This is a genomic window from Streptomyces sp. NPDC090083 (genome assembly GCF_044747445.1).
Taxonomy (GTDB): domain Bacteria; phylum Actinomycetota; class Actinomycetes; order Streptomycetales; family Streptomycetaceae; genus Streptomyces.
Window position 1 is genome coordinate 22828 of sequence record NZ_JBIVED010000006.1, and the last position, 23292, is coordinate 46119.

At 72.5% G+C, this 23292-nt stretch carries 17 protein-coding genes, 1 tRNA gene and 1 riboswitch; of the genes, 7 read left to right on the forward strand and 11 right to left on the reverse strand.

Annotation, left to right across the window (positions count from 1 at the left end; translation table 11 throughout):
- Nucleotides 1-40 precede the first annotated feature (40 nt).
- From ACIPTO_RS22015 to ACIPTO_RS22030, 4 genes are read right to left on the reverse strand one after another with little or no spacing between them, the layout of a single operon-like run.
- Nucleotides 41-1312, reverse strand: a complete 1272-nt coding sequence (locus ACIPTO_RS22015) for an MFS transporter (RefSeq protein WP_366319110.1) — start codon at nt 1310-1312, stop codon at nt 41-43.
- Nucleotides 1309-2253, reverse strand: coding sequence for a PLP-dependent cysteine synthase family protein (locus ACIPTO_RS22020; protein ID WP_401194782.1), 945 nt, complete (start codon nt 2251-2253; stop codon nt 1309-1311). Before ACIPTO_RS22020 ends, ACIPTO_RS22015 begins: the two co-directional genes overlap by 4 nt.
- Nucleotides 2254-2296: 43 nt before the next feature.
- Nucleotides 2297-2953 (reverse strand): serine O-acetyltransferase EpsC, encoded by a 657-nt coding sequence (epsC, locus tag ACIPTO_RS22025; protein ID WP_401194784.1) that lies wholly within the window; start codon nt 2951-2953, stop codon nt 2297-2299.
- Nucleotides 2950-3525 carry an NADPH-dependent FMN reductase gene (locus ACIPTO_RS22030; RefSeq protein WP_401194786.1) on the reverse strand — a complete coding sequence of 192 codons (576 nt, stop codon included), beginning with the start codon at nt 3523-3525 and terminating at the stop codon, nt 2950-2952. Before ACIPTO_RS22030 ends, epsC begins: the two co-directional genes overlap by 4 nt.
- Nucleotides 3526-3687: 162 nt before the next feature.
- On the opposite strand from ACIPTO_RS22030, the gene ACIPTO_RS22035 reads away from it, so the two are divergent.
- Complete coding sequence (locus ACIPTO_RS22035) at nt 3688-7539, forward strand: amino acid adenylation domain-containing protein (RefSeq protein WP_401194789.1); 3852 nt, start codon at nt 3688-3690, stop codon at nt 7537-7539.
- Between the two features lie 65 nt (nt 7540-7604).
- Here the strand turns inward: ACIPTO_RS22035 and ACIPTO_RS22040 are convergent, their stop codons facing one another.
- Nucleotides 7605-9683: an asparagine synthase-related protein gene (locus ACIPTO_RS22040; RefSeq protein ID WP_366319102.1), complete on the reverse strand. Its 2079-nt coding sequence runs from the start codon at nt 9681-9683 to the stop codon at nt 7605-7607.
- Nucleotides 9684-10354: 671 nt separating this feature from the next.
- Between ACIPTO_RS22040 and ACIPTO_RS22045 the strand changes: the two genes are divergently transcribed.
- The 4 genes from ACIPTO_RS22045 (at nt 10355) to ACIPTO_RS22060 (ending at nt 15488) form a co-directional block, all read left to right on the forward strand.
- Complete coding sequence (locus ACIPTO_RS22045) at nt 10355-11779, forward strand: MFS transporter (protein WP_266770753.1); 1425 nt, start codon at nt 10355-10357, stop codon at nt 11777-11779.
- A gap of 161 nt (nt 11780-11940) precedes the next feature.
- Nucleotides 11941-13203, forward strand: a complete 1263-nt coding sequence (gene lhgO, locus ACIPTO_RS22050) for an L-2-hydroxyglutarate oxidase (RefSeq protein WP_401194792.1) — start codon at nt 11941-11943, stop codon at nt 13201-13203.
- A 145-nt stretch (nt 13204-13348) separates the two neighbouring features.
- Entirely contained in the window at nt 13349-14146 is a 798-nt protein-coding gene (trmB, locus tag ACIPTO_RS22055; protein ID WP_401194794.1) for a tRNA (guanosine(46)-N7)-methyltransferase TrmB, read from the forward strand.
- A gap of 49 nt (nt 14147-14195) precedes the next feature.
- A complete protein-coding gene (locus ACIPTO_RS22060) occupies nt 14196-15488 on the forward strand; it encodes a PrsW family intramembrane metalloprotease (RefSeq protein ID WP_401194797.1) in 1293 nt (430 codons plus the stop codon).
- 12 nt (nt 15489-15500) lie between these two features.
- On the opposite strand, the gene ACIPTO_RS22065 is transcribed toward ACIPTO_RS22060, so the two are convergent.
- The 6 genes from ACIPTO_RS22065 to ACIPTO_RS22090 form a co-directional block, all read right to left on the reverse strand.
- The gene (locus tag ACIPTO_RS22065; protein WP_401194800.1) at nt 15501-16445 is read right to left on the reverse strand and encodes an aldo/keto reductase; all 945 of its coding nucleotides are present in this window, start codon (nt 16443-16445) and stop codon (nt 15501-15503) included.
- Nucleotides 16446-16520: 75 nt separating this feature from the next.
- The gene (locus ACIPTO_RS22070; RefSeq protein WP_366319095.1) at nt 16521-17531 is read right to left on the reverse strand and encodes a M23 family metallopeptidase; all 1011 of its coding nucleotides are present in this window, start codon (nt 17529-17531) and stop codon (nt 16521-16523) included.
- 11 nt (nt 17532-17542) lie between these two features.
- Nucleotides 17543-17699: riboswitch (cyclic di-AMP (ydaO/yuaA leader) on the reverse strand.
- Nucleotides 17700-17913: 214 nt separating this feature from the next.
- A complete protein-coding gene (locus ACIPTO_RS22075; RefSeq protein ID WP_401194802.1) occupies nt 17914-19104 on the reverse strand; it encodes a PP2C family protein-serine/threonine phosphatase in 1191 nt (396 codons plus the stop codon).
- A 107-nt stretch (nt 19105-19211) separates the two neighbouring features.
- Nucleotides 19212-19285: transfer RNA gene (locus ACIPTO_RS22080), tRNA-Met, on the reverse strand.
- Nucleotides 19286-19337: 52 nt separating this feature from the next.
- Entirely contained in the window at nt 19338-20543 is a 1206-nt protein-coding gene (locus ACIPTO_RS22085; protein ID WP_401194805.1) for an alginate lyase family protein, read from the reverse strand.
- A gap of 152 nt (nt 20544-20695) precedes the next feature.
- Nucleotides 20696-21826 carry a dihydrofolate reductase family protein gene (locus ACIPTO_RS22090; RefSeq protein ID WP_401195451.1) on the reverse strand — a complete coding sequence of 377 codons (1131 nt, stop codon included), beginning with the start codon at nt 21824-21826 and terminating at the stop codon, nt 20696-20698.
- A gap of 74 nt (nt 21827-21900) precedes the next feature.
- Here ACIPTO_RS22090 and ACIPTO_RS22095 point away from each other — a divergent pair, with 74 nt between their 5' ends.
- Both ACIPTO_RS22095 and ribA read left to right on the forward strand, forming a co-directional pair.
- A complete protein-coding gene (locus ACIPTO_RS22095) occupies nt 21901-22398 on the forward strand; it encodes a MarR family transcriptional regulator (RefSeq protein WP_352113240.1) in 498 nt (165 codons plus the stop codon).
- Nucleotides 22399-22555: 157 nt separating this feature from the next.
- Nucleotides 22556-23197: a GTP cyclohydrolase II gene (gene ribA / locus ACIPTO_RS22100; protein ID WP_318017270.1), complete on the forward strand. Its 642-nt coding sequence runs from the start codon at nt 22556-22558 to the stop codon at nt 23195-23197.
- The last annotated feature ends 95 nt before the right edge of the window (nt 23198-23292 follow it).

The window sequence follows — 23292 nt, forward strand, 5'->3', positions numbered from 1 at the left end:
AGGATGCGCGAGAGGTGTGCGGGGTACGGCTGTCGCTGGTTCAGCCCGCGGTCGGCACCGCGGGGGAGACGCGGGCCGCGCGGGCGTCCTGGGCGCGGAACAGCGACTGGTAGAGGGCCATCGCGGCGAGGCCGAAGAGGGCGTAGACGACGGCCATGCCCCAGGGTGGGACGAGCGCGCTGACGGTGACGCAGAGGGAGCCGACGAGCAGGCCCAGGCGGACCTGGAGGCCGTAGGCGGCCATGTACTTGGTGCGGGAGGCGTCCGGCACGGAGTTGGCCAGCAGGGTCTGTTTCACCGGGGCGTTCATCAGCTCGCCCGCCGTGACCACGAAGGTCGCGACGATCAGGGTCCAGGCGTCGCCGCTGACCGCCCACACCATGTAGCCGAGGGTGAACACCACGATGCCGCCCATCAGCCGGCGCCGTTCGCCGACCTTGCCGAGCACCTTGCCGACCCACAGCGCGCAGCACACGACCAGCAGGGTGTTGACCGCCCGCATGATGCCGAGCATGTTGACCCCGTTCACGCGCACGTGCCACGGCCCGAGGTCGATGAGGTCCTGGGTGGTGAAGTGGTCGCCGAGACGTACCGCGATCGACGACGAGATCTGCACCTCGATGGAGCGGATCAGCAGCGCGGCGACGATCAGCCGCAGGAAGACCCGGTCGCGGACCACGAACAGGTAGCCGGTCAGCGCCGACCTGACCCCGCGCGGGTTCTCCACGCCTTCCTCGGGGGCCGTCTCCTTGATGCCGAGGAAGGTGGTGGTGAAGACCGCGCCGAGGCACAGTCCGGCGGCGGCGAGGAGCTGGAAGAAGTAGCCGTAGTAGAAGAAGCCGCCGACCAGCGAGCCCAGCATGAACGCCATGTTCGTGGACCAGTAGTTGATCGTGTAGATCGCGGTGCGGGACTCGACGGTGGTGACGTCGACGAGCATCGCGTCGTTGGCGGGCAGCGCGGTGCCCGCCGAGCAGGCGGCGAGGAGGTAGAGGACGTACATGACGACGCCGTTGCCGCCGCCCGCCGGGGACGCCACGAACGCGAGCCCCAGGTAGGCGAGGCAGGCGCCGAGTTCGCCGCCGAGGAGGACCGGGCGGCGGCCGTAGGTGTCGGAGAGGTGGCCGCCGACGAGGTTGCAGGTGATGGCCGCGAGGGCCACCACCAGCGTCATCAGACCGGCGGTCGCGGCGCCGTAGAGCTTCGCGAAGTGGATCACCATCAGCGGGACGAGCATGATGTCGAAGAACCGCTGGACGAAGGCGACGGCTATGCGCAGCCGAAGGTTGGGGTGCAGCTCCTTGAGGTTCACCGGCCGTCCTCCGTGTCCGCGGGCTCGGCCGGCCACCAGCTGAGGTACCGCTCACCGGTGTCGGGGAAGACGGTCACCACGGTCGCGCCGGTGAGGTCGTGGCGGCGGGCCAGCTCGGCGCAGCCGTGGGCGGCGGCGCCGGAGGAGATGCCGACGAGGAGTCCGGTGCGGGCCGCTATCGCGCGGGTGGCCGCCGCCGCGTCCTCGTCGGAGACCGCGATCACCTCGTCGATCAGCTCGGTGTCGGTGACCGGGCTGATGAAGCCGCCGTTGAGGCCGGGGATGCGGTGCGGGCCGGGCTCGCCGCCCGACAGCAGCGCCGAACCGGTGGGCTCCACGGCCACCACCCGTAGCCGCGGGTTGCGTTCGCGCAGGTAGCGGGCGGTGCCGGTGAGGGTGCCGCCGGTGCCCACCGTGCAGACCAGATGGGTGACCCGGCCCTCGGTGGCGGCCCAGATCTCCGGGCCCGTGGTGGTGTAGTGGGCCCGGACGTTGTCGGTGTTGGTGTGCTGGCTCGCGTACCAGGAGCCGGGGATCTCGACCGCCAGCTTCTCGGCGCGCTCCACACAGCCCGCGAACCCGAGGGTGTGGTCGGTGAGTTCGATCTCGGCGCCCAGCATCCGCAGGGTCAGGACGCGTTCCCGGGTGGCGTTGTCGGGCAGCACGATCAGACAGCGGTAGCCGCGCGCCACCGCCAGCGCGGCCAGCGCGATCCCGGTGTTGCCGGACGTCGACTCCACCACGGTGTCGCCCGGCCGGAGTTCGCCGCGTTCCTCGGCGGCGCGGAGCATGAACAGGGCGGCCCGGTCCTTGATGCTGGACAGCGGGTTGGCGCACTCCAGCTTGGCGAGCACGCTGCCGTCCGCACCCTCAAGGGGCAGCCGCAGCAGCGGAGTTGAGCCGACGAGGTCGGCGATGGTGTCGACTACGGCCAGAGACATGAGCGGTCCTCGGTGGGAAGCGGTCGGTGGACGGTGCGGGCGGTCACCAGGACCCCGCCGACGCGGTCACCGCGAACAGGTCCTCCATCAGGCGGGGTTGGTGCCCCTTGGCGCGGATCACGGCGGTCGGCGCGAGGACCCGGGCGTACGCGGGCACGTCCTTGTTGACCAGTGCCTGGGCGCCGATGACGGCGTGGTCGGCGATGGTGACCGGGCCGAGCACGGTGGCGTTGGTGCCGAGCACGACGCCGTTGCCGACGCGCGGGTGCCGGCGTTCGCCCTCGGGCCGCTTCACGTCGCTCCACCAGCCGACCGCCCCGAGCGTCACCTGGTGGTAGATCGTCACGTCGTCGCCGACCTGCGCGGTCTCCCCGATCACCACGGCCGCGCCGTGGTCGATGAACACCCGCCGGCCCAGCTCGGCGCCGGGGTGGATCTCCACGCCGGTGGCGCGCCGGGCGCCGTAGGCCAGCAGGCGGGCCGTCATCCGGTGGCCGCGCCGGTGCAGGCGGTGGGCGACGCGGTGCGTCCACAGGGCGGGCAGCGCCGGGTGCAGCAGGGCCTCGCGGCGGCTGCGGATGGAGGGGTCGCGCTCGACGACCACCCGGAGGTCCTCGCCGAGGCTGCGCAACAGGCCCTGCGGTGCGGGCTGTCGGCGGGAGGCCGGGTCGGCCGCGCGGCCGGACGTACGGTTCGTCATGCGCCCGCCCCCGCCGGTTCCCGTACAGCCGCCAGGGTCGCGTCGATCAGCGTGCCGAGGGCCGCGACCGTCGCGGGGTCGGTGAAGTCGCCCTCGGCGGTGCGCAGTTGGCCGGCCCGGCCGACGGCGACCGGCGGGTGGTCCACGACCCGCGCCCCGCACCTGACCAGCACCCGGGCGAGCGCGGTCTGCGCGTCGACGGCACCGCGCGCACCCGGCGAGGCGCTGGTGAGCGCGACGGTCCGGCCGGTCAGCGCGCTCTCGCCGTTCGGGCGGGAGAGCCAGTCGAGGGCGTTCTTGAGGACGCCCGGCATCTCGCCGTTGTAGGCGGGCGTGCTGATGAAGACCGCGTCCGCGTCCCCCACCAGCCGCTTGGCGGCCCGCACTTCGGGCGAGCCGTCCGCCTGCTCGACGTCCCAGTCGAAGTGCGGGAGCAGGCCCACGGACAGCGACTCGATCTCGTAGGCGTCCCCGTCCGGCCGCCCGGCCAGCAGGCGGCGCACGGTGGCGAGGACGGACGCGTTGAGCGAGTCCCTGCGGACGCTCCCGGAGATGAGCACGATCTTGGTCACGGCGGCTTGCCCCTCAGTTCTCGGCTGGCTCCGAGCCTGACCCCCGCCGGTCCCGAACCCGTCCCGTGCCGTTCCCGCGCCCTGCGGTACCGGCACGGGAAGTCTTCGGTAGCCCCCGGCCACAACCTGATCAACGGCTGATCAACAGGGGGAACCACGCCAATGAAGACCGCGAGTGCACCTACGTCCGGCATACCGCTCACGGGCAGCCACCTGCCCGATCTGCTCGCCCACCAGGCCGCCCTGCGCCCCGACGCGACGGCCGTCGACTACCGCGACACCCGGCTCTCCTACGGCGAACTCCACCGCCGTAGCCGTGACGTGGGCGAGCGGCTCGCCCGACTCGGGATCGGCCCCGACACCTGCGTGGGCCTGTTCACGGAGCCGTCCCTCGACCTGATGGTCGGCGCATGGGGGATCCTCGCCGCCGGTGCCGCCTATCTGCCGCTGTCCCCGGACTACCCGGAGGACCGGCTGCGCTACATGCTGGAGGACTCGGGAACCTCGGTCGTCGTCACCCAGCCCCATCTGCGCGACCGGGTCACCGCCCTGGCGCCGCGCGGTACGACGGTCCTCACCCCGCAGGACGCGCCCGCCGAGGACGGCCTGCCGCCGGTCGCGTCCGGGCCGGCGCCGGAGCACCTGGCCTACGTCATCTACACCTCGGGCAGCACGGGCCGCCCCAAGGGCGTGATGATCGAGAACCGGGCCGTCGTCAGCCAGCTGCGCTGGCTCGCGGACTGCGGTCATCTCGGGCCGCAGGTCACGGTGTTGCAGAAGACGCCGATGAGTTTCGACGCGGCCCAGTGGGAGATCCTCGCCCCGGCCACGGGCGCCCGGGTGGTGATGGGCGCCCCCGGCATCCACCGCGACCCCGAGGCCGTCCTGGCGGCGGTACGGGCGGGCCGGGTCACCACCCTCCAGTGCGTGCCGACGCTGCTCCAAGCCCTGCTGGACACCGAGGAGTTCGCGTCCTGCACCTCGCTGGAGCGGGTCTTCTCCGGCGGCGAGGCCCTCACCCACCGGCTCGCCCGCGACCTCCTCGCCGAGCTGCCCGGCGTCTCCCTGATCAACCTGTACGGCCCGACCGAGACCACCATCAACGCCACCGCCCACCAGGTCGACCCGGACGCCCTCGGCGGCGGCACCGGCGCGACCGTCCCGATCGGCGTCCCCGTCGACGGCCTGAGCGCCTACGTCCTCGACGCGGACCGCGCGCCCGTGGACATCGGCGAGAGCGGCGAACTCCACCTGGGCGGCATCCAGTTGGCGCGCGGCTACCTCGGGCGCCCGGAGCAGACCGCGGAACGGTTCGTGGACTCGCCGTTCGCCGCGGGCGAGCGGCTGTACCGCACGGGTGACGTGTGCCTGTGGAACCCGGACGGCACGCTGCAGTTCGTCGGCCGTACCGACAACCAGGTCAAACTGCGCGGCTACCGGGTGGAGCTGGAGGAGGTCGCGGCCCGCGTCGAGGAGCACACCTGGGTGCGCCGCGCGGCCACGCTCGTCACCGACGACGCCCGCACCGGCCACCAGGCCCTCGTCGCCTGCGTCGAGCTGAACCCCCGCACCGCCGCCGTCATGGACCAGGGCGCGCACGGCGCCCACCACCAGTCCAAGGCGTCGAAGCTCCAGGTCAAGGCCCAGCTCTCCAACCCGGGCCTGCGCGAGCCGGCCGAGCTGGCGGGCCGCCCCGTCGTCGCCCTGCCGGGCCGCGAGGCGACCCCGCGGCAGCGCCGCGAGACCTTCGCCCGCAAGACCTACCGCTTCTACGAGGGCGGCCCGGTCACCCGCACCGACCTCCTCGACCTGCTCGCCCCCCGCCGCACTCCCCGCGACCCGCGCCCGCTCACCGACCTCACCCTCGGGCAACTCGGCTCGGTGCTGCGCTGGCTGGGACCCTTCCGGAGCGAGGAGCGGCTGCTCCCCAAGTACGCCTACGCCTCCCCCGGCGCCCTGTACGCCACCCAGCTGCACCTGGAGTCCGGCGGGATCGCGGGGCTCGCGCCCGGCGTGTACTACCACCACCCCGCCGACCACACCCTGGTCCGCGTGGGCGAGCCCAGCGGCCACTGCCCGGACGGCGGGCTCGTCCTGCACTTCCTCGGCAAGCGGCGCGCGATCGAACCCGTCTACCGGACCAACATCCAGGAGGTCCTGGAGTTCGAGACCGGCCACATGCTGGGGGTCCTGGAGGAGGTGCTGCCCGAACACGGCCTCACCGTGCGGCCGTTGGGCCACTTCCCCGCCGTGAAGGAGTCGCTCGACGTCGCTGACGAGGACCACTACCTCGGCACGTTCACGGTCACCCCGGACGACGACGGGGCATCACAGGGCGACTCCACCGAGCTGTTCGTGCAGGCGCACCCCGGCCGCGTCGAGGGCCTGCACGGCGGCCAGTACCGCTACCGCGACGGCGAACTGGAGCCGCTGGGCCACGACTTGATCGAACCCCGGCACGTCATCGCCATCAACCAGGGCGTTTACGACCGGGCGAGCTTCGGCATCAGCGCGGTCAGCAGGGCCGCCGAACCCTGGCTGGAGTACATCGGGCTCGGCACCCGGCTGCACCACCTCCAGCGCACCCCGGGCTTCGGCTTCATGTCGTCGGGCTACTCCTCCAGGACCGGGCACCCGCTGCCCGCCGCCCGCCGCCTGGACGACCTCCTCGACGCCGCCGGCATCCCGGGCGGGGCGTCGTACTTCTTCCTCGGCGGCCGGGTCAGCGCCGAACAGGTCGCCAGCGAGGGGATGCGCGAGGACGCCGTGCACACCAAGGGGCCCGCCGAGATGATCCGCGACGAACTCGCCCGGTCCCTGCCGGACTTCATGCTGCCGAGCCGCGTCCTCGTCCTGGACGCCCTCCCCCTGACGGCCAACGGCAAGATCGACACCAAGGCCCTCGCGGCCTCCCCCGAGGTCACCGCCGCCCGCCCGACGGGTCCGTACGTCGCACCGGAGACCCCCACGGAGATCCGCCTCGCGGTGACCTGGGGCACGGCCCTGAAGTACCCGGACCCGGCCGACGTCTCCACCGAGGACAACTTCTTCGCCAGCGGCGGCAATTCACTGATCGCGGTCGCCCTCGTCAACAGGATCAACAGGGAGTACGGCACGAAGCTCCCTCTCCAGGCCCTGTTCGAGGCACCGACCCTGCGCGAACTCGCCGCACGCGTCGACGAGGCTCCCACCGCGCCGGTCTCCCGGCTGATCCCGCTGGATCGTGAGGGCGGTTTCGCCCCCGTCTTCTGCTGGCCCGGCCTCGGCGGCTACCCGATGAACCTGCGCCTCCTCGGCGCCCAAGTCGCTCTGGACCGGCCCTTCTTCGGCGTCCAGGCGCACGGCATCAACGCCGGCGAGACCCCGTACGCGACCATCCGCGAGATGGCGAGCGCCGACCTCCGCGAACTCCGGCGCGTCCAGCCGAGCGGGCCCTACACCCTGTGGGGCTACTCCTTCGGGGCCCGGGTCGCCTTCGAGGCCGCCTGGCAGCTGGAGCAGGCGGGCGAGAAGGTCGAGCGCCTGCTGCTGATCTGCCCCGGCAACCCGGAGATCCGCCGCACGGACGGCCGCACGTGGGGCCGCGACGCGTCGTACACGAACCCGGCGTACGTGACGATCCTCTTCTCCGTCTTCACCGGCACCATCGAGGGCGCGGCCCTGGACGCCTGCCTCGCGGCCACCCGGGACGAGGACAGCTTCGTGTCCTGCGTCGGCGAGCTGCTCCCGGCGCTCGACCCGGAGACGATCCGCCGGATCACCCGCATCGTGTCGACGACGTACGAATTCGACTACACGTTCCGGGAGTTGGCGGAGCGGCGGGTCGAGGCGCCGATCACCGTCCTCAAGGCCCGGGGCGACGACTACTCGTTCCTGGAGGGCGCGTCCGGGTACTCCGCGAAGCCGCCGGCCGTGATCGACCTAGAGGGGGACCACTACGGGGTGCTGAAGGAGCGGGGGGTGGGGGAACTGGTGGCCGCGGTGCGGGCGGCCATGGGAGCCACGGAGCTCTGAGGGGAGCGGTGCGACCCTCCGGGTGTCGGGGCGGTGGGCTCACATCCCCTCCCCGGCGCCCTCGTTCACGCTCCGGAGGCCAGTGCGCCGCGCTGCGGCCGGATCCCCTCCGGCACCGCACGCGCGCGGGCCGGTGTGCCCGTCCAGCACGTGCCGCGGCGGGCCAGCAGCCGCCCCAGCCACAGTTCGAGGGAGACCAGGTCCGCGAGGCCGTCCAGCGGCAGCGGCTCCCCCTGGGCCGCCGCCCGGAGGGCCTTGCGGACCACGCGTGCTTCGACCAGGCCCGCCTGTGCGAGCAGCGGCGTCGCGAAGAGGTCCATCAGGGAGTCCGCGGCCACCCGGAGGCCCTTGCGGGCGGCGGCCGCGGCCGGGGCGTGGGACGGGGCGCCCCAGCCGGGCGGGAGGTCGCCCACGCCGGCGCCCTCCAGGACCGTACGGAGGATCGCCGCGCGGGCGCCCGGCTGGACCCGCAGCGCCTCGGGGAGGGAGCGGCAGGCGCGGACGACCTGGTTGTCGAGGAAGGGGGTGTGCAGGCGCTGGGAGCGGATCTCGGCGGCCTGCTCCAGGACGCGGAGGTCGGAGGCGTGGCGGGCGAGGGCGGCGCGGGCGCGGAAGTCGCCGGGACGCTGGCCCGGGCCGCTGGCCTGCCGGCTGGGCCCACCCTGGAGGCGAACCGATACTTCAGCCAGCGCCTCACCCGTCAGCCAGCGGGCGGCGGGCCCCGGTCTGGCCCAGGTGAGGGCCGCGAGCGAGGCCCCGACGGCACCGCCCGGCTCCTCGAAACGCTGGTTCATCAGCCGGTCGGCGAGGACCTCAAGACCCGCGCCGTAGGGCGTACGGGCCAGGCGGCGGGCCGCGCCGTACACGCGCGCGGGGACCATCACCGAACCGTCCGCCTTCGCCAACGCGGCCACCGGGCGCACCAGATGACGCCGTTTGCGGTCCATGAGGAGGTCGGCGAGGCGGGCCGGGTGCGCGTCCAGGACCTGGCGGGCGCCGTACCCGGTGAAGTGGTCGGCGCTGCCCGCGGCGAGCCGGGCGCGGTGCCGGGAGGCGGTGATCAGGGAGGGGCCGGGTTCGTCGGTGAGGGGGCCGTCGAGTTCGGCGTAGGGCAGGACGAGTTCGTCGCCGGTCACCACCACGTGGTGCAGCCGGGGGTTGGCCGCGAGGGCGCCCGCGCGCTCCACCTCGGACTCGCGGCCGGGGACGGCGAGGTCGTTGAACGTGACGGCGAGGAGCCGCTCGCCCGCGCCGGTGCCGTGCCCGAGGACCGTGCCCGGCGCGCCCGGCAGCCCGGCGGCGAGCAGGGCGAGGGTCCCGGAGGCGGGCCCGCCGGAGAGGTCGGCGCCGATGCCGGGGACGGGCATCCCGCGCGCGGCACGCCGTTCGGCGGGCCCCATGCCGGGGACCGGACCGGGGTCTATGTCGGGAACGTGCCGGGGCGCGGAGAGCCGCACGCGCACGGCGTCGACCAGCGCGTCGCGTACGGCGTCCACCGCGCTGTCCGGATCCACGGGCGCCGCCGCCACCGCGAGGGAGGCCACCGGCTCGTACCCGGCGATCTCGCGCGCCCCGGCGCGCAGAATCAGCGCGTGCCCCGGCGGAATGCGCCGTACGCCGTCGTAGGGCGTCGAGTCGTGCAGCGCGGCCGGGACGTCCGGGGCGGCGAGCAGCGCGGCCAGATGACCGAAGTCGAGGTTGGCCTCGATGAGGTCGGCGAGCGGGAGCGCGGCCGTGGAGTACGCCGTACCGCCGGCCCACGGGGTGTAGAACACCGGCTTGGCGCCCGCGAGATCGCCGCAGACCATGGTGCGGCGGCCGATCTTGACCACCGCCGTGTAACTCCCGGACCAGGCCGTCAGATGCCGAAGTGCCCCTCCGCGCGCGGAGAACAGGCTCAGGCGCAGCTCCTCGTCGGAGGCGCCGCAGGTGCCGAGGACCGCGATGCGCGTCTCGGCGTCGACCTTCACGACCCGCACCTCGTCGGGCCGCCAGTCACCGACCGCCCACAGCGGATCCGGGTCGCCCCACAGGAGTTGGGACCCCACCGGGTGGACCGTCTCGCCGTCGAATCCGGTTGCGCCCGCGGAACCGATCACGGCGGCGCCAGCGGCGGTACTGCTCCATCCCACCAACCACCGCATCGACGCCTCCACAGGCTGTGGACAACCAGTGCACCGCACGAACTGGGCACCATGCTGCCATGAAGGACGCCTTCCGGAGGGCCGGAGAAGCCGCTTGAGATCGCGCGAGGACGCCCTGGACGAGGGACAACCGGACAAGGACGACCCTACGTCCGCGACGCGAATGCGCCCCCGATACGCTCCCCCAAAACATCTAACGCGCCCTCAACTCCCATGGTGGGAGCGGTATTCGAGCTCAGGAGGCAGGGGCGTTTTTCGGCCAAATCGGCGTGACAAGGACAGGCTTGCACACGCTCCGTACATGCCGTGCGCACCGCTTCGTGCCGCGCACAGTCCGGGAGGCGGAGCTCGCCTCCCGGACCGGTCCGCCGCCCGCGGGGATGTAGGCGGCGGTGTCCCCCAGCCCACTGGATCCAGTACAGCGGGCCGACCCACGCACGATCCATGGAACCGCTCCCCCCATGGCCGGAGAAGAGCGCACACACGGGCGCACGGCCACACGACGGGGGCACGTCGCAACCCTGCGTGCAAACCCCGCACTCGCGTACGGACCACAATCCCGCCATCCGGAACAATGCCCCTTAACGCTTGGGATGCGGCGAACTACGCTGGGTTTACGAATGCCGGGTGGTTATGCCAGCGCGGCAGCCGTCTGTGTCGAGGGGTGGCGCATGTCCAGGGAGCAACGCGGGCCGAACGAAAAACTCGGCACCGTTCTCGCCCTCGCGGGAATCAGCAACGCAGGACTCGCGCGTCGCGTCAACGATCTTGGCGCTCAACGCGGGTTGACACTTCGCTACGACAAGACGTCGGTGGCGCGCTGGGTGTCGAAGGGGATGGTGCCCCAGGGCGCCGCCCCGCACCTCATCGCGGCCGCCATCGGCCAGAAGCTCGGCCGCCCGGTGCCGCTCCACGAGATCGGCCTGGCGGACGCGGATCCCGCACCCGAGGTGGGCCTCGCCTTCCCCCGGGACGTCGGCCAAGCGGTGCGTTCGGCAACGGAGTTGTACCGCCTCGACCTCGCCGGCCGCCGTGCGGGGAGCGGCGGCATCTGGCAGTCGCTCGCCGGGTCGTTCGCAGTCAGCGCATACGCAACGCCCGCCTCACGCTGGCTCATAACCCCGGCCGACAGTTCGGTGGCCCGCGAGGCGAACTCCGCGGAAAGCTCCGGGACACCGCTCAAAGTCGGCCACAGCGATGTGCAGAAACTGCGGGAGGCCGCGGAGGACGCCAGACGCTGGGACTCCAAGTACGGGGGCGGCGACTGGCGTTCGTCGATGGTGCCCGAGTGCCTCCGGGTGGAGGCGGCACCGCTGCTGCTCGGCTCGTACTCCGACGAGGTCGGCAGAGCCCTCTTCGGCGCGAGCGCCGAACTCACCCGCCTCGCCGGGTGGATGGCCTTCGACACCGGCCAACAGGAGGCGGCACAGCGGTACTACATCCAGGCGCTGCGCCTCGCCCGCGCGGCGGCGGACGTCCCCCTCGGCGGCTATGTGCTGGCGTCGATGTCGCTCCAGGCCACCTACCGCGGCTTCGGCGACGAGGGCGTCGACCTCGCGCAGGCCGCCCTGGAGCGCAACCGCGGCCTCGCGACCGCCCGCACCATGAGCTTCTTCCGGCTGGTCGAGGCGAGGTCCCACGCGAAGGCGGGGGACGCGCAGGCGGCGGGCGCGGCGCTGAAGGCGGCCGAGGGATGGCTGGAGCGGGCACGGGACGGCGACAACGACCCGTCCTGGCTCGGCTTCTACTCCTACGACCGGTTCGCCGCCGACGCCGCCGAGTGCTACCGGGACCTCAAGGCGCCCCGGCAGGTCCGCCGCTTCACCGAGCAGGCGCTGTCGAAGCCGACGGAGGAGTTCGTGCGGTCGCACGGGCTGCGGCTGGTGGTGTCCGCGGTGGCCGAGCTGGAGTCGGGGAACCTCGACGCCGCGTGCGAGCAGGGAGTGCGGGCGGTGGAGGTCGCCGGGCGCATCTCGTCCGCCCGGACCACCGAGTACGTGAAGGATCTCCTGCACCGGCTGGAGCCGTACGGCGACGAGCCGCGGGTGGTCGAGCTGCGGGAGCGGGCCCGGCCGCTGCTGATGGCGCCCGCCTGAGGAATGACGCCCGCCTGAGGATCCGCCCGGCTTGTGTCGTCTTGTGAGCGCGGCGCCGTCGTGGCTTGTCGCGCCTACGCGGCGGAGCCGCGCCTGTCACCGCCCCGCGCCCCTCAGGGCAACGGGTCCTCCCGGGGTTTGAAGGCATTGTCAGTGGTGCAGTGCACTATCGAAGCCGGGAGGTGGTGCACGTGCGGGCTGGGGTCGGGTTCGACTGTGACGTGCTCGTGGTGGGTGGCGGGATTGTCGGGCTGTCGACGGCGTACGCGATCACGCGTGCCGCGCCCGGGACCCGGGTCACCGTGCTGGAGAAGGAGGCAGGGCCCGCCCGGCATCAGACGGGCCGCAACAGCGGGGTGATCCACAGCGGGATCTACTACCGCCCCGGATCGCTCAAGGCGCGGTACGCGGTGCGGGGCGCCGCCGAGATGGTGGCGTTCTGCGCGGAGTACGGGGTGCCCCACGCCGTGACCGGGAAGCTGATCGTGGCCACGGAGCGGGCCGAGCTGCCCAGGCTGCATGCCCTCGTGCAGCGCGGCCGGGAGAACGGCATTCCGGTGCGGGAGCTGGGCGCCGCCCAGATCGCCGAGTACGAGCCGGAGGTGCGCGGCCTGGCGGCCATACACGTCGGCACCACGGGGATCTGCGACTACGGCGAGGTCGCCCGCCGGCTGGCCGAGGCCTCCGGCGCGGAGATCCGCTACGGCGCGCGGGTCGCCCACATCGACCGCCGCCCGGAGCGCGGGGTCGCCGTCCGTACGGTGACCGCGTCCGGCGGTGACGTGGTCCGCGCACGGGTCCTGGTGAACTGCGCGGGCCTGCACTGCGACGAGGTGGCCCGCCTGACCGGTGACGACCCCGGCATGCGGATCGTCCCGTTCCGCGGCGAGTACTACACCCTGACCCGCCCCGAGCTGGTCCGCGGCCTGGTCTACCCGGTCCCCGACCCGGCCTTCCCGTTCCTCGGCGTCCACCTCACCCGCGGCATCGACGACACGGTCCACCTGGGCCCGAACGCGGTCCCGGCGCTGGCCCGCGAGGGCTACGACTGGGGAGTCGTCCGCCCCCGGGAGCTCGCCACCACGGCGGCCTGGCCGGGGTCGTGGAAGATGGCCCGCGCCCACTGGCGCTACGGCGCCGGCGAGCTGCACCGCTCCCTCTCCAAGGCCGCGTTCACGAGAGCGGTGCAACGCCTCCTCCCGGCGATGACCCCGGCCGACCTGACCCCCGCGCCGGCGGGCGTCCGCGCCCAGGCGGTCCTCCGCGACGGCACCCTCGCGGACGACTTCCTGATCAAGGAGACCCCCCGGGCCGTCCACGTCCTCAACGCCCCCAGCCCCGCGGCGACGGCGTCCCTCCCCATCGGCAGAGAGGTGGCCCGCCGAGCCCTGGCAGCCCTCCACCCGGAACTCCAACCCGGCTAGAGCCCCTCCGCCCCTCCACCCCCGGCCCGGACCACCCGCCCAAGGGGCGCGAGGAACTGCGCGACCAGCCCCGGCAGGCTCGCACCCGCCCCACAGCACCAGCCACGCACACGCCCCCGCGCGACCCCAGTAAAATCACCGCATTGTGTCTGACACCCCCAACACCCCCGCCCAGCCGGCGCCGCGCACCCGCCCCAAGGGCGAACCCCGTTTCCCCGGCGGCCCCGCGCCGGACCCCGCCGGCTCCCACTACGAGCGACGCATCCGAAGCTTCCAGCCCCGCAGAAGCCGCGTGACCACCGGCCAGGCCGACGCCCTGGAACGCCTGTGGCACACGTGGGGCCTGGACATCGACGGCCACCGCACCCTCGACCTCCCCGAGCTGTTCGGAAACGACAACCCGGTCATGCTGGAGATCGGCTTCGGCATGGGCGAGGCCACCGCCCAGATGGCGGCCGACGCCCCCGCGACGAACATCCTCGCCGCCGACGTCCACACCCCGGGCCAGGGCAACCTCCTGGGCCTGGCCGACCACCACGGCCTCACCAACATCCGGGTCGCGAACGGCGACGCGATCATCCTGCTCCGCGAGATGCTCGCCCCGGACTCCCTCGACGGCCTGCGCGTGTACTTCCCGGACCCGTGGCCCAAGAAGCGCCACCACAAGCGCCGCCTGATCCAGCCGGAGTTCCTCACCCTCGCCGCGACCCGCCTGAAGCCGGGGGCCACCGTGCACTGCGCGACGGACTGGGAGCCGTACGCGGAGCAGATGCTCGACGTGCTCGACGCGCACCCGGACTTCGAGAACAGCCAACCCGACGGCGGTTTTGCGCCCCGTCCGGACTTCCGGCCGCTGACCCGTTTCGAGGGCCAGGGACTGGACAAGGGACATGTCGTGAACGATCTGGTCTTCCGTCGCGTACCCCACGACGACCAGCGCTGACGCCAGGCTCCATCGCGGGCCGTGCCCTTACCTCGTTAGGGTCGATGCCGTGGCCACGTTTGTGCCCCTCCCCCCACACCCCGGCCGCCCCGCCCCCGTGCCGCGCGGCCCCTGGTGGCAGCGGAACTGGGTCCGGCACGTCGCGCTGATCACCCTGCTCACCCTCTCCGGGCTCGTCATCCTGGCGCTGGTCCGCCAACAGACCGGTACGGAGGGGTTCCTGGTGGGTCTCGGGCTCGCCGTACTGCCCGTGCCCCTGCTCCTCGGCGCCTTCCGCTGGCTGGACCTGGTCGACCCCGGGCCCTGGCGCACCCTGCTCTTCTCCTTCGCGTGGGGCGCCTGCGCCGCGGCGCTCATCGCCATCGTCGCCAACAGCTTCGCGACCAGATGGATAGCGACGAACACCGCGGACCCGACGAGCGCGGACACCCTCGGCGCGACGGTGATAGCACCGATCGTGGAGGAGTCCGCGAAGGCGGCGGCCGTCCTGCTCGTCTTCCTGTTCCGCAGACGGGACTTCACCGGGATCGTCGACGGGATGGTGATCGCCGGGGTCACCGCCACCGGCTTCGCGTTCACCGAGAACATCCTCTACCTGGGCACCGCCTTCGGCACCGACCAGCTCACCGGCGACAGCGGCTTCACCTCCGTCACCGCGGCGACCTTCTTCGTGCGCATCGTCATGTCCCCCTTCGCGCACCCCCTGTTCACGGTGCTCACCGGCATCGGCTTCGGCATCGCCGCCCTCTCCCCCGGCCGCCGCCCCGTCCGCCGCGTGCTGGCCGCGCTGACCGGCCTCCTCCTCGCGATGGGCATGCACGCGGTCTGGAACGGCTCCTCGACGTTCGGCCAGTACGGCTTCTTCGAGGTCTACGGCCTCTTCATGGTGCCCGTGTTCGGCCTGCTGACCTGGCTCGCGGTGTGGACCCGGCAGCGTGAACTCCGCAGTGTGCGCGAGGAGTTGCCCGTCTATGTGCACGCGGGCTGGCTGCCCCCGTCCGAACCCTTCGTGCTCGGCTCGATGAAGGCCCGCCGGCTGGCCCGCGCGTACGCCCACCACCACCTCGGCCGCCAGGCGGCCCGCTCGGTGGCCCGGTACGAGGCCCGCGCGACCACCCTGGCGTTTCTGCGGCACCGGGCGCGCCGGGGCCGCGTCGGCCCCGATTTCGCCGTACGGGAAAGGGAGTTGCTGCACGAGCTGTGGCTGCGCCGGGAGGTGGCGCGTCCCGCCCTGGACTACGCGGCCCGCCGCACGGCGCCCCCGGTACCGGTGCTGGTACCGCCGTGGCCGCCGGTGTACGGGTCGTACGGGACCGCCCTGTACAACCCGTACCGGTCGTAGCTCCAGGGGCGGTTACGCCGATGCCTGCGTGAGGCGGGCGATCTCCGGTTCCGTCAGCGTCAGTTCGGCCGCGCCGAGCAGCGCGGGGAGCTGTTCGACCGTGCGGGCGGAGGCGATCGGGGCCGCGACCGTGGGCTGCGCGGCGAGCCAGGCGAGGGCCACGGTGGCGACCGGGGCGTCGTGCGCCTGGGCGACCTCGTCGAGGGCGGTCAGCACCTGCTGGCCGCGCTCCGACGCGAGGTACTGCGCGGCGCGTCCGGCCCGCGGGCTGTCGACCGTCGTACCGGCCCGGTACTTGCCGGTGAGGAAGCCGGCCGCCAGCGAGAAGTACGGGAGGGCCGACAGTCCGCCGCGTGCAGCGACGTCCCGGAGTTCGCCCTCGTAGGTGTCGCGGGAGACGAGGTTGTAGTGGGGCTGGACGGCGACGTAGCGTGCCAGGCCCTCGCGGTCGGAGAAGTCGAGGGCGGCCTGGAGGCGCTCGGGCGAGATGTTGGAGGCGGCGATGTGCCGCACCTTGCCCGCCTTCACCAGGTCGTCGAGCGCGCCGACGATCTCCTCGACCGGCACCTCCTCCTTGTCGAAGTGCGGGTAGTACAGGTCGATGTAGTCGGTGCCCAGGCGGCGCAGCGAGGCGTCGGCCGCGGCCTTGATGTTGGCGGCGGACAGGCCCGGGTACTCGGGGTGCTGGCTGACCTTGGTGGCGATGACGACGTCGGAGCGGTTGCCGCGGGCCTTGAGCCACTTGCCGATGACGGTCTCGGACTCACCGCCCTTGTTGCCCTCGATCCACGCCGTGTACGAGTCGGCGGTGTCGACGAAGTTGCCTCCGGCGGCCGTGTAGGCGTCGAGCACGGCGAAGGAGGCCGCCTCGTCGGCGGTCCAGCCGAACACGTTGCCGCCGAGGTTCAGCGGGAAGATCTCCAGGTCGGACCGGCCCAGCTTGCGAAGAGAAGTCATGCTCGACGTCAACGCCCGCGCCGGAACCGGATATTCCGGCACGACGCGGGCGGACGGTGTCGATTCAGGGGCCGGTCAGGGGTTGAGGCCCTTGCTGCGCAGCCAGGGCGCCGGGTCGCTCGCGGTCGCTGCACCGTTGACGTGCACCTCCAGGTGGAGGTGCGGCCCGGTGACGTTGCCGGTGGCGCCCACGCGGCCGATGACCTCGCCGGTGGAGACCTTCTGCCCGACGCTGACGTTGATCGAGGACTGGTGGCAGAACCACAGCTCGGTGCCGTCGTCGAGGGTGAGGATCGTGCGGTACCCGTAGGACCCGGCCCAGCCCGCCTCGGTGATCGTGCCACTGTGGATGGCCTTGATCAGCGTGCCGGTGGGCGCGGCGAAGTCGAGACCCGTGTGGTACCCGGAGGACCACATCGAGCCGGCCTGGCCGAAGGTCCCGGTGATCGTGTACGAGGCGACCGGCAGCGTGTACTGCTTGGCCAGCGCGGCGAGCTTCGCGGCCTCGGCCTTCTTCTCGGCGGCGTCCTCCGCGGCCTGCTTCGCCGCGGCGGCCTGCTTGGCGGCGGCCTGCTCGGCCTTGGCCGCGGCGTCGACGTTCTGCTTGGCGACGGCGGCCTCGGCGGCGGCCTGCGAGCGGCCGTCGACCTGCACCTGCTGCGACTCGGCCTGGGCCATGATCCGGTTGCGGAGCAGTTCGCCCGCGTCCGAGGTGCCCTTGGCGGTCTCGGTGGTGGTCACGCCGACGCTGCTGAGCGCGGTCGCGGAACCCTTGGGGGTGCTGCTGGACGAGTCGTCGAGCAGGTGGCCCACCGAGGGCAGGTCGGGCAGGGAGATGGAGACCGGCGGCTTGCCGGTGTTGGCGCTGGCCATGCCGCCCGCGCTGACGGCGGCTATGACACCGACGCCCAGGACGGTGGAGCTGCGGGCGAATCCTCCGCCACCACGCTGCTTCGCGACACGGTGCTTGCCGCGGTTGGGGGAGACGGTCTCCGCGCTGGGATTCCACTCCTCCCAGGGGCCCTCGTCGGGGCGGTAACCGCCGTAGACGACAGGGGCTTCAGGGGCAGCCTGGTTTGACGCCACGTGGGCGTGCTCCTTTCCTTCCTTCTCGCCTACCGGGTTAGCTGACGGGTTCGGAGCAGGAAGGTCTCCTACGCGCGTAAACCGGACGTGTCTCCACGACGGTCGACGAGCGATTCACCCCAAGTGGTGGTTCCCCGGTTCCCTTGCGGGATTCGGCGCGTGCGCACGGAGCCGTCTCTTGTGACGGCCGGGACGACCGCGCTGCGTTATCGAACGTTAATAGACACGGGCACCCGTTTCCAAGCTGTTCGGCTTGATCATTAACCTTTCCTTGCTGGACGAACGGCCCACCACCGGCGAAAAACGGGCGAGTTGGCCAAGTCTCAGAATTCCCACAGCTATTGACGGTATGTCAGTTGTTATGCGGAGGGCTCCCGCCCGGTCACACCTGGTGACGGGACCGGGGATGCCGTACGGCGATCATCGCCATGTCGTCCGTCATCCAGCCCCCGGAGTACCGCCGCACCTCCCTGGCGAGGATGCCGAGCAGCGCCTCGGGGCTCCGGAAGGTCCGCCCGGCCAGCCGTGCCGCCGGGTCGTAGAAGTCCCCTCGGGAGTCCCGCGCCTCGGACAGCCCGTCGGTGTGCACGAGGAGGGTGGCCCCGCCCGGGAACGCGAACTCCTCGGCACGGTCGGGCCACACCCCCAACTCGCCCATCCCCAGGGGCAGTGCGGGCTCCCGGACCTGCAACGTGCCGACGGTGCCGTCCACGTGGAGGAGCAGCGGCGGCGGGTGCCCCCGGTCGACGATCCGTACGACGCCGTCGCCGTGCGGGAGTTCGGCGAGGATGGCCGTGGTGAACCCCTCGAACGCGTCGAGCCCGTCGCGCCGGGTGCCCTCCCGCGCGAGCGCCCGCTCCAGCCGCTGCGCGACCGCCTCCAGGGTCGCCTCCTGCTCGGCGGCCTCCCGGAACGCCCCGATGACCACGGCGACGGCGGCGACCGCGCCCATGCCCTTGCCCCGCACGTCGCCGACGACCAGCCGTACGCCGTGCGGGGTGTCCTGCACCGCGTACAGGTCGCCGCCGATGAACGCGCCCTCCTGCGCCGCCTCGTAGCGGGCCGCGATCTCGAACCCGCCGATCCGCTCGGCCGGTTGGGGCAGCACGGCCCGCTGGGCGGCCTCGGCGATCTCGCGCGCGGAGGCGAGCTGTTCGCTGCTGCGGCGGACCAGGAGGTTGATGAGGACGGCGAGGACGGCGACCGTCGCCACGGTGGCCGTCTCGGTCACCGCGTCGGTGTCGTGGACGATGCCGAGCCGGATGTGGACGGCGAGGACGACGGCGACGGACGCGAGGCCGATGAGGACGGTGCCGCGCCGGGAGTAGAGCGGGGCGGCCATCAGCGGGGCGGCGGTGAAGAGCGGGGCCGCGGTGAAGTCGGCCGGGGTGAGGTAGTCGTAGAGCGCGGCGGCGATCAGCAGCAGGACGGGCAGGCGGCGGACGACGGCGCGGGTGTACGAGATCCGGCGCCCCTCGGGCCGGGGCGCGGGGCTGTTGCCGAGGCCGGGGTCGGGCACGGGATCGCCGGGCAGACGCCCACCGGCTCGCACATACGGTCCCTCCTCCTCCACGGGTCCAGTTTTTCCCGGTGGGGAGAGGGCGGCGAGCGGGGTGGGCCGACAGGGGGAGAAACACCTAGGGCCGGAACCCATTTCTGGATTCCGGCCCTAGGCCTGAGTAGCGGGGACAGGATTTGAACCTGCGACCTCTGGGTTATGAGCCCAGCGAGCTACCGAGCTGCTCCACCCCGCGCCGTTGTGTTCACAACTATACGCCATTCGCGGGGCCGGATGTCACACGGGTTTCAGTCCGCCGGATTACCGGCGTGCGTGAGGGTCTCCCAGGAGACGAAGAGGTCGTCGCTGCCGGCCGGCCGGGTGGACTCGGCGAGCCGGTGCGCGGCGGGCACCTTCATGCCGAGCCGGTTCTCCAGGTGGTTCACGGCGACCTCCAGGTCGGGGCCCATGTTCCGGTCGACCTTGCCGCCGCACAGCCACGCGGGCGCGGGCTCGCCGAGCTGGTAGCGGGAGTGGAACTCCAGGGCCGCCTTGAGCCGGTCCTTGACGCCGTCGTAGAGGTCGACGCCCTGGTGCCAGGCGGTCTCGGCGATGTGCGCGGTCGCCGCCAGCGAGTAGCCGACGTGCTTGAAGTTGCGGCAGGTCTCCTGGGCCAGGCCGTCGCGGAAGGTCGTCTGCTTGAACCAGTACGTCGTCAGCTTCTGCGGGGTGGTGACCTTCGAGCCCACCGGGGTGAGCGGCACCTTGCCGTCCTTGGCGAGGTAGAAGTACGCGGGCACGCGGTCGCGGAAGCGCTGGACGGCCGCGTCGAAGGCCTTGTGGTCGTCGAGGAAGACCGCGATGCCGATCGCCGCGTCGGTCATCGCGAGGTCCCAGTTGCCGTTGTAGTCCGGCAGGTTCTTGGTGACCTCCGGCTCGTAGGCGGTCCGCAGCATCGTCCCGAACCGCTTGACCCGGTCGGCCGGCCAGCCCGCGCCGGGCGCGTACCGGACGATCTCCGCGGCCCGTGCCCAGGTCGAGCCCGCCCACGCGGTCTGGAGCCCGGCGTCGTCGGAGGTGTGCTCCTTCATCTTCGCCGACCAGGCGTCCATGATCTCCCGCGCCTTGAGCGCGTGGTGCTGCTTGCCGGTGATGCTGAAGAGGAGGGCCTGCGTGTACGCGGCGATCGCGTCCTCGCGCTCCTCGACACAGCCGTGCGCGGCCTTGCCGTTCCAGGGGCAGTCGACGTCCGCGTACGGCTTCGGCGTGTACTTGTACGAGCCGTACTTGCTGTCCCGCATCCCGAAGTACGCCTTCAGCCAGGGTTGTTTCCCGGCGGTCACGTTCTTCCGTACGGCGTCCAGCTGGGGCTTGCTGACGAGGATTCCGGGGTGGGTGAACGCGGCGCCCGCGGGGAGCGCCCTCGCCATGGTCCGGGTACCGGTGTCCGCCGTTCCGCACGAGGCGAGTAGTCCTACGGCTACGGACGCGCCCAGCACCGCGACTGCCCTCATGTGTCCTACCTCCGCCTCTGGTCACCGGTTCCCTGCGAGCGTGACGCGGGGCGGGGCGGGGCGCAGGATCTGTTGGGCCGATTGGTCGTGGGGGCGGGCGTCCTCACCTGCCGGGCGGGCTGAACGACTCCGGCCCGCGGCGAGCAGCCGGTTCAGCCCAGCAGGTGGCCGTTCGGCGCCTTCGCCCGCTGCGCGTACTCCGGGAGTACGACCACGCTCACCCCGCGCGCGGCCAGCGCCCCGCTTCCGTCCGCGCCCGCCACGAACGTGTCCGGCTCGCGCCAGGCCGTCACCACCCGCCGCACCCCCGCGTCGAGGATGAGCCGCGCGCAGGGCTTGGGGCGGGAGGCGCGGTGGGTGCAGGGTTCGAGGCTGGTGTAGACGGTGGCCGTGGGCAGGCGCGGGTCCTCGGGGTCCAGCTTCGCCAGGGCCGCTTCCTCCGCGTGGACCACCGGGTCGGCCGCCTCCCGGGAGTGGCCCCGGGACAGTTCGGTGCCGTCCTCCGCCACCACCACCGCGCCGACGCTGAACGCCGTCTCCGAGGGCGGGCAGTCCGCCGCCAGGTCGCAGGCGAGGGCGAGCCAGTGGTGGTCGGCGGCCGAGGGGAGGTCGCCGGTGCCGGGGGCGGTGGGTTCGTAGCGCATGAGCACGACGTCCTCGATGGGGCGGGTCTCCAGCAGGCGGAGGCGGCCGGGCGGGTACGCGCCCGGGCCGAAGAGGCGGGGGGCCTTCTCGTCGCCCACGAACAGGGGGGACAGGACGAGGTGGAGTTCGTCGGCCAGGCCCTGCTGGAGGAGCTGGGTGTGGATCGTGCCGCCGCCCTCGACCATCAGGCGGTCGACCCCCCTGGCGGTGTGCAGGTGTTCGAGGAGGGCGCGCCAGGCGAGCTGGGGGCCGAGGGGGACGATGTCCGCCGCCAGGGCCAGTTCGCGTGCCCGTTCCGCGCCCTTGTCCGTCGTGCAGACGAGCTTCTCGCCGCCCGTGTGCCAGAAGTTGGCCGTCGGGTCCAGTTCGCCGGAGGCGGTGACGGTGACCTTGAGGGGGTACTCCGGCTTGCCCGCGGCCGTCCGGCTCGCCCTGCGCTGCGGGGAGTTGACCAGGAGGCGGGGGTTGTCCGCGCGGATGGTGCCGGCGCCGACGAGGATCGCGTCGACCGATGCCCTGACCTCGTCCACGCGGTCGAAGTCGGCCGGGCTGGAGAGGAGCAGGCGGTCGGGGCCGGTGTCGTCGAGGTAGCCGTCGAGGGAGACGGCGGCGGACAGCAGGACGTACGGGTGGGGCATCGACGCGCTCCCGGTCATGGGTCGAGGGATCGGTGGGGCTTGGTTCAAGTTTGAAACAAAACTACACTGGGGGTATGACGACCCGCTGGCTCACCGCCGAGGAGCAGCGCGCCTGGCGCGCGTACATCGCCGCGACGCACCTCCTGGAGGACGCGATCGACCGGCAGCTCCAGCAGGACGCCGGCATGCCCCACCTGTACTACTCCATCCTCGCCAACCTCTCCGAGGTGCCGGACCGGCGGCTGCGGATGACCGACCTCGCCGAGAAGTCGAAGATCACCCGGAGCCGGCTGACGTACGCCGTGACCCGGCTGGAGAAGGACGGGCTGGTGCGGCGGGAGGGGTGTCCGTCCGACAAGCGCGGGAGCACCGCCGTCCTGACCGACGAGGGGATGGCCGTGCTGGAGCGTACGGCGCCGGGTCACGTCGAGACCGTACGGGCCGCGATCTTCGATCACCTCACCCCGGAGCAGGTCGGGCAGCTGGAGGAGATCAGCGCGGGGATCGCGCGGGCACTGGAGGAGCCGGAGGACGTGCCGTGGCGGCGGCGCTCCACGCCGTCGTGCTCGTAGGTCGTGTCGGGTCCGCACGGCGTGCGTGACCCGCCCCACAATTCTGTTGCTTCAAATTTCAAGCATGAGGTAGTCTCCGTGATCGTGGATGTGCTTCAAAACTGAAGCACTCATCGACGCACATCCGCGTACCTGCCGCCGGACCACGGAGACCCGCATGCCCGACTTCCCCGCCGCCACCCCGCGTGCCCGCGTCCGGGTACCGCTGCGCTTCCAGGACGGCTACGGCGTCGACGCCGAACTCGTCACCTTCCACGGCCTGACCGACGGCCAGGAACACGTGGCGGTCGTCCTCGGCGACCCCGCCCCCGGCACCACCCCGCTGGTCCGGCTGCACTCCGAGTGCCTCACCGGCGATGTCTTCGGCTCCGCCCGCTGCGACTGCGGACCCCAGCTGCGCGAGGCCGTCGAGCGCATCGCCGAGCGCGGCGGCGTCCTGCTCTACCTGCGCCAGGAGGGCCGCGGCATAGGCCTCTACAACAAGCTCGACGCGTACGCCCTCCAGGACCAGGGCCTCGACACGTACGCCGCGAACACCGCGCTGGGCCTGCCCGAGGACGCCCGTGACTACACGGCCGCCGCGCAGATGCTCACCGCCCTCGGGATCACCTCCCTGGACCTGCTCTCCAACAACCCCGACAAGGCCGACCAGTTGCGCGGGCTCGGCATCGACGTGCACGACCGGGTGCCGACCGGGGTGTTCACCACACCGCACAACGTCCGCTACCTCCGCGCCAAGGTCCTCCAGACCCAACACACCCTGCCGCTCGGGCAGTTGACCGAGCTGAACGCCGGGTGACGCGGCCGGGCGGGGAGTGAGCGGTACCCCGACGGTGTAGCGGGCTGCACCATCGGTCCGGGAGACCACTCCCTCGTACGGCGGGCCCGTCGCCG